The organism is Halobacterium bonnevillei, from assembly GCF_009831555.1.
GTDB lineage: Archaea > Halobacteriota > Halobacteria > Halobacteriales > Halobacteriaceae > Halobacterium > Halobacterium bonnevillei.
In genome coordinates this window covers 1-5,125 of sequence record NZ_WUUU01000202.1, presented here as the reverse complement: position 1 = coordinate 5,125, position 5,125 = coordinate 1, and the positions used below count along the sequence as shown (strand labels likewise).

General features: G+C 66.5%; 7 protein-coding genes and 1 pseudogene. 2 read left to right on the top strand and 6 right to left on the bottom strand.

The window, feature by feature from the left end; genetic code table 11:
• From GRX66_RS16505 to GRX66_RS16495, 3 genes are all read right to left on the bottom strand, one after another.
• A partial coding sequence (locus GRX66_RS16505; RefSeq protein ID WP_159527497.1) for a GNAT family N-acetyltransferase occupies positions 1 to 288 on the bottom strand: 288 nt, incomplete at its 3' end.
• The gene (gatD, locus tag GRX66_RS16500; RefSeq protein ID WP_201293071.1) at positions 285 to 1,565 is read right to left on the bottom strand and encodes a Glu-tRNA(Gln) amidotransferase subunit GatD; all 1,281 of its coding nucleotides are present in this window, start codon (positions 1,563 to 1,565) and stop codon (positions 285 to 287) included. The genes GRX66_RS16505 and gatD, both read right to left, overlap by 4 nt.
• Positions 1,566 to 1,654: 89 nt before the next feature.
• Complete coding sequence (locus GRX66_RS16495) at positions 1,655 to 2,305, bottom strand: ArsR/SmtB family transcription factor (RefSeq protein WP_159527495.1); 651 nt, start codon at positions 2,303 to 2,305, stop codon at positions 1,655 to 1,657.
• 118 nt (positions 2,306 to 2,423) lie between these two features.
• Here GRX66_RS16495 and GRX66_RS16490 point away from each other — a divergent pair, with 118 nt between their 5' ends.
• A complete protein-coding gene (locus GRX66_RS16490; protein ID WP_233745594.1) occupies positions 2,424 to 2,846 on the top strand; it encodes a DUF5802 family protein in 423 nt (140 codons plus the stop codon).
• A gap of 46 nt (positions 2,847 to 2,892) precedes the next feature.
• Here GRX66_RS16490 and GRX66_RS16485 read toward each other — a convergent pair whose 3' ends face one another.
• From GRX66_RS16485 to GRX66_RS16470, 3 genes are all read right to left on the bottom strand, one after another.
• The gene (locus tag GRX66_RS16485) at positions 2,893 to 3,225 is read right to left on the bottom strand and encodes a hypothetical protein (RefSeq protein ID WP_159527494.1); all 333 of its coding nucleotides are present in this window, start codon (positions 3,223 to 3,225) and stop codon (positions 2,893 to 2,895) included.
• Positions 3,226 to 3,246: 21 nt separating this feature from the next.
• The gene (locus tag GRX66_RS16480) at positions 3,247 to 4,170 is read right to left on the bottom strand and encodes a S8 family serine peptidase (protein WP_325064163.1); all 924 of its coding nucleotides are present in this window, start codon (positions 4,168 to 4,170) and stop codon (positions 3,247 to 3,249) included.
• Positions 4,171 to 4,307: 137 nt separating this feature from the next.
• Positions 4,308 to 4,619, bottom strand: coding sequence for a hypothetical protein (locus tag GRX66_RS16470; protein ID WP_159527491.1), 312 nt, complete (start codon positions 4,617 to 4,619; stop codon positions 4,308 to 4,310).
• Positions 4,620 to 4,810: 191 nt separating this feature from the next.
• On the opposite strand from GRX66_RS16470, the pseudogene GRX66_RS16465 reads away from it, so the two are divergent.
• Positions 4,811 to 5,008, top strand: a pseudogene (locus tag GRX66_RS16465) (Vms1/Ankzf1 family peptidyl-tRNA hydrolase); the annotation flags it as partial.
• Positions 5,009 to 5,125 lie beyond the last annotated feature (117 nt).

Sequence of the window (5,125 nt, the reverse complement as noted above, 5' to 3'; positions counted from 1 at the left end):
CCGTCGGCCGACGCCACGCCCCCGGTAATCCGGGTTCGTGCGCATCCCCTGCGCCCACGCCTCGTGCTCCGAGAGGCGGACGAACTGCGCGAGGCCCGCGACGTCGTCGCCGGCGTCCACGACGAGCGTGCGCTGGCGCGGCCCGTCGCTGTCCACCCAGTCCTCGAAGACGCGCGGGATGTAGTCGCCGCTGTCGCGGCGGTCCGCCCACGTGTCCTGCGTGAACGCCGCGACGTCGTCGTAGTCGTCCAGTTCCGCCTGCCGGACGCGGAGGTCCTGCTGTGTCATGCGGTCCAGGGAGTCGACCGGTCGGTCATCTCGCCCGCGAGCGGGGTGCGCATCGTCTCGGCGGGGTTCTCCGTGTTCGCCAGCGCCCACAGCAGCTTCACCTTCGCTGTCCCCGGGAGCATGTCCTCGCCCTCGACGACCCCGGCGTCGAGGAGGTCGCGGCCCGTGTCGTAGACGCGGTCACAGACTCGCCCTTCGAGACACTGGCTGGTCATCACGACCGTCGCGCCGTCGTCGACGAGGTCCTCGATGGTGTCGATGAAGTCCGTGTGGACGTGCCCGAGGCCGGTTCCCTCGATGACCACGCCGTCCTTGCCCTCGCAGACCTCGAAGAATCCGGGGTCCATGCCGGGCGTGAACTTCACGAGCTCGACGTCCGCGTCCAGGTCGGGGGTGATGTCGAGGTCGGTCGCGCCGCGCTCGGCGTACTCGCCGCGGTACTCGACGCCGCGCGCGTCGCCGGTGGCGTCCTCGCTGGCCGCGTCGTAGTCGACGTACCCCAGCGGCTCGCCGCCCACCGTCTCGAAGGCGTCCCGGCGGCTCGTGTGGTTCTTCCGGACGCGCGTGCCGCGGTGGAGCGCGCACCGGTCGTCGCTCTCGGAGGCGTGCATGCAGACCATGACCTCCGCGGCGTCGCTCTTGGCGGCCTCCACCGAGCAGACGGCGTTCATCACGTTGTCAGAGGACGGCCGGTCCGCGGAGCGCTGGCTGCCCGTGAACACGACCGGGACGGGCGTGTCCAGCATGAACGACAGCGCGCTCGCGGAGTACTGCATCGTGTCCGTGCCGTGCATGACGACGACGCCGTCGGCGCCCGCCTCTACCTCCTCGTGGACCGCCTCGGCGAGGTCCTGCCAGATCGGCGGTTCCATGTTCTCCGAGAGGATGTTCGCGACGACGCGGCCGCGGTAGTTCGCGCGCCCGGCGAGGTCCGGCACCGCCCGCAGGACGTCCTCGGCGTCGAACTGCGCCGTGACGGCGCCCGTCCGGTAGTCAACGGTGGAGGCGATGGTCCCCCCGGTGGAGATGAGCGCGACGGTCGGGAGGTCGTCGTCGAACGCCACTTCGGAGGCGGCGCCCTCGGCGCCGTCGCTCTCGACGTCGTAGACGTCGCGCTCAAGCACTTCCACGTCGGCGGCGTCGCGGTCGACGCCGACGTTGTACCCGGACTCGAGTTTCACGACGAGGTGGTCGGGCGACGCAGACGGCAGCAACACGCCCTCGTGGGTGGTGTCGTCGCGGTCGACGCGCACGCGGTCCCCTGTGTTCATGCCCAGTGCTTCCGCGTGCGCGGACGAAAAGATTGCTACTCGGCGACGGCCCGGTCTGGGCTGTCGACCGCGTGCCAGTCCAGTCTGACTCGCGATCAGTCCACGATGTACCACTCGCCGCCGTTCTGCTCGACGACGTCCTGCTCGCGAAGCGTCTCGAGGACGCCGTCGACGAGCGGTTCGGGCGCGTCCAGGGACGTGGCGAGCGCGCTCACGGTCCGGTTGCCGTCCGCCAGCGACGCGAGCACGTCCGCGTAGAGGCGTTCGTGGCCGTCGCCGACGGCGTCCGCGAGCCGGTTCTGGACGTCCGCGAGGCGGCCCTGCACCCAGCGCTGGGCCAGCGACAGCTCGCGTTCGAGGTCCTTGAGCTCCTGGAGGCGGCCCGCGAGGTCGGAGACCTCGTCCTCGCGGTCCTGCTTGATGCGGATGGACACGTGCTGGCAGCGCGTCAGGTCCAGGTCCGCGCTCGCGGGGTACGCCGACTTCGCGCCGAAGTCGAACGGCGACAGCCGGACCTCCAGGCGGAGGTTCTCGGCGATGTGGAAGTACTTGCGGCGCTGGTCGTCGACCTGGGACTCGACGAGGCCGGCCTCCTCGAGTTTGCGGAGGTGGTCGATGACGGCCTTCGGGCTGACGCCGATGTACTCCGAGATCTCGGTGACGTAGCAGGGTTTGCGCGCGAGCAACCGGAGGATCCGCCGCCGGTTTTCGTTGCCGAGTATGTCGAGCAGCGCCCCCGAGTCCATGTTCACCTTGAGTTAGCGGCGAACGGGGAAAAGGGTGTCTGCTCTTCGGTGGAACTGCGCGACGGCTTACGGGTTTCGCCGGAGCGCTTATGTGTGACTGTGCCAAAGACTCGCATACATGTTCGAGGCCTTCTCAAGCGGCTACTACCTCGGACGGCTGTACGTCGAGCCGACGGACGGGGACCAACAGGCGTCAATTCCACAGTCGCAACACGACGCTGTGAAAGAACAACTGTATGCCGACGAGGACGTCCCGATCGTCATGAAACTCGGTCGCAAACACTTCTCAGTCTCGTCCTCCGAGAGCCTCCCCCGTGACACACTCGCGGTCCCACACGAGTACGTCCAGGACGACAGTGACTTCTGGCAACAGCAGGCGGTTTTCCTGGCCAAACCGGACCGAGCGACGCAGTTGCTCCAGTTGTCGACCGACGGCACGCATGCCGCGGATTCGTCGAACTCCCGCCAGAAGGAACGACAGGGAAACGGCGTGACCGTCCGAACTGCTCACCGCCTGTTCCGGCCGGACGACGCTCTCTGAATCCGCGCTCGTCGCGGCCTTGGATTTACCGCGTACACGGCTCCGGTCACCGGTCGGTGTCCGGCGCGTACGTCATCCCCAGCTGAATCGAGACGCCTGTCACGCCCCCCGTCACGCTCACCGTGTAGGACTCGACGCCCTCCTCCCGGGCCAACTCGTCAACCCTCCCCCTGAGTTTTGTGAGCCACTCTTGCAGTGACTCTGTGACACCGTTGCTGTCCAGGTCGAAGGATACGCCGGCTGATTCGTACCTCTCTCCGTCGTGACGGTCCGCTCGCGCGACGAGGGCCTCGTTCGCGCGGGCCACGTTAGCCTGAACGTCGGCCAGCGTTTCGGCGTCGTCGAGTTCCTCGGTCGGCAAATCGATCGCGTCGGTCATTATCCGACCATTCTCGACCGGTCACCGAGAAGGTTGTGACCCCGCGAGCTGCTCTCGAGTCGCAGCCACGTCGAACTTCGCCTGGGCTGTAGAGAAGTTCGGTTCGTCGAGGTCGTCTGGGGTTCGAGCCGTGTCGCGGACAGCCTCGAGCAGTTCGGCCGCGTCGAAAGCCCGGTCTACGTCACTCAGTATCGCGGCGAGCAGGCCAGTGACGACGGGCGTGGCATAACTCGTCCCCGGCATCAGGTAACTCCACTTTTCGGTGACGTGTGGGTAGTAAACCGGTGCGAGGAGGTCGGGCTTTCCGCCGGCTGGTAGGGCGCACAACGGGAACCAGGTCTCGCTCCGAGCAGTCCCGCATGAGTGGCCAGGCGCACACTGGCCGAACCCGCAGACTTTCTGCTGGGCCCCGACTTTCTCGACTTTCGGAACCGACGTGAGGTCCGCCCAGATCTGGTCGCTGCTCCGGTCATCGACGTAGTCGTGCGTGCATCTGGGGACGTAGCCGCTGACCGCGAGTGTCTGCTCACGGAGAGCCGGGCACAGGACGTGTTTCAGTTCGGATTTCGCGTTCCGGTTCCCCGCCGCTGCGACCGTGAGGTGGTCGCCTTCTACGTCCTCGGCAAGGAAGGTTGCGATTTCACACTCCCTGTCACACCGGTGGTGGTAGACGCCACCGGAGACGTTCAGCAGGTCGAGGTCGTCGCTGTCCGCCGCGTCGAACGCGTCGATCAGGCGCCCTTCTGGAATCGTATTACTGCCCCGCTGGAGCGCCAGTTCGTTTGTTTCGATGCGGTAGAAGTGGTATGTCGCGTCGGGCGCGAACTCCGCGATGGTTCTGAGGACCCACGACCCGTGGCCGACCATCTTCTGTTCCGGATGCTCGTCGTCGCTGAGGTCGGTACTGTGCTCGACGTGAACGTCGACGTCGAGGCTGTCGGGGATTTCGTAGACAGTGTCGATGATTCCAATGTCGACCCCTGCACCACCCTCGTCCAGATCGACTGCGTTCAGTGACGCCCGGTAAGCGTCGAAGACCGCCCCCCTGTACGCCGACCCCGACGGAAACTGCGCGGGGAGGTTCAGTTTCCCTGGTTGGCCAGTTCGAACGTCCCTTCCACCTGAGCGGACGCTACGTCATCGAGATCGCGGACGTGTTCGACAGCCACCTCGCGCAGTTTCACGCGGAGATAGTTGTCCGCGATCTCGTCGAGGACGAAGCCATTGAACTGCTCGACGGCGTTCCGGACGGCGTCCCGGTCGTGGGTTCGGAGGAGGAGCGTGACCATCTCCCGTTGGCGAGGGGTGTCGACAATCTCGTCGATCGACCTGCGATCTGCGTCGGCGTCGGAATCGAGAACCGGCGTAGAATCCGAGATGTCGAATTCGACCATGATCAGAGTCGCTTCGTGGACCGTAGGTACACCGGCCGGGACAATAAACTATTCGGCGCTGGGCCAGCAGTGGTGCCGCCGGCGAACGAACGCGGGCCAAACGGGCCGTGAGAGCGACCGTGTAATCGTAGCGAGGCTACGCGGCAGCCGCATGAGAAACGCCTAAGCGCCCGGACCGCCGTCTTTCGCTCATGCTGGACGAACTCCTCGGGCGCGCGGAACTCAAAGAGCGCATCGAGGAACTCGAGGGCGAACGGGAGTCGCTGCAGGCGCAACTCGACGCCGAGAGCGAGCGCCGACGCGAGGCCGTCCGCGACCGGCAAGACGCCGAGCAGCGCGTGAACGAACTACAGAACCGCGTGACGGAACTCGAGGACCGCGCATCGCGGCGCCGGCGGAGGCGGTCGTGAACGAATCCGTGACCCTGGACGCCACCAGTTCAACCGACGAGGGCGAAATCGTCGCGTACCGCTGGGACGCGGACGGCGACGGCGTCTACGAGCTGA

Bases quoted from the DNA above. Each gene is read 5' to 3' on its own strand.
- GRX66_RS16495 (WP_159527495.1), bottom strand. From the start codon at position 2,305: ATGGACTCGGGGGCGCTGCTCGACATACTCGGCAACGAAAACCGGCGG.
- GRX66_RS16490 (WP_233745594.1), top strand. From the start codon at position 2,424: ATGTTCGAGGCCTTCTCAAGCGGCTACTACCTCGGACGGCTGTACGTC.
- GRX66_RS16485 (WP_159527494.1), bottom strand. From the start codon at position 3,225: ATGACCGACGCGATCGATTTGCCGACCGAGGAACTCGACGACGCCGAA.
- GRX66_RS16470 (WP_159527491.1), bottom strand. From the start codon at position 4,619: ATGGTCGAATTCGACATCTCGGATTCTACGCCGGTTCTCGATTCCGAC.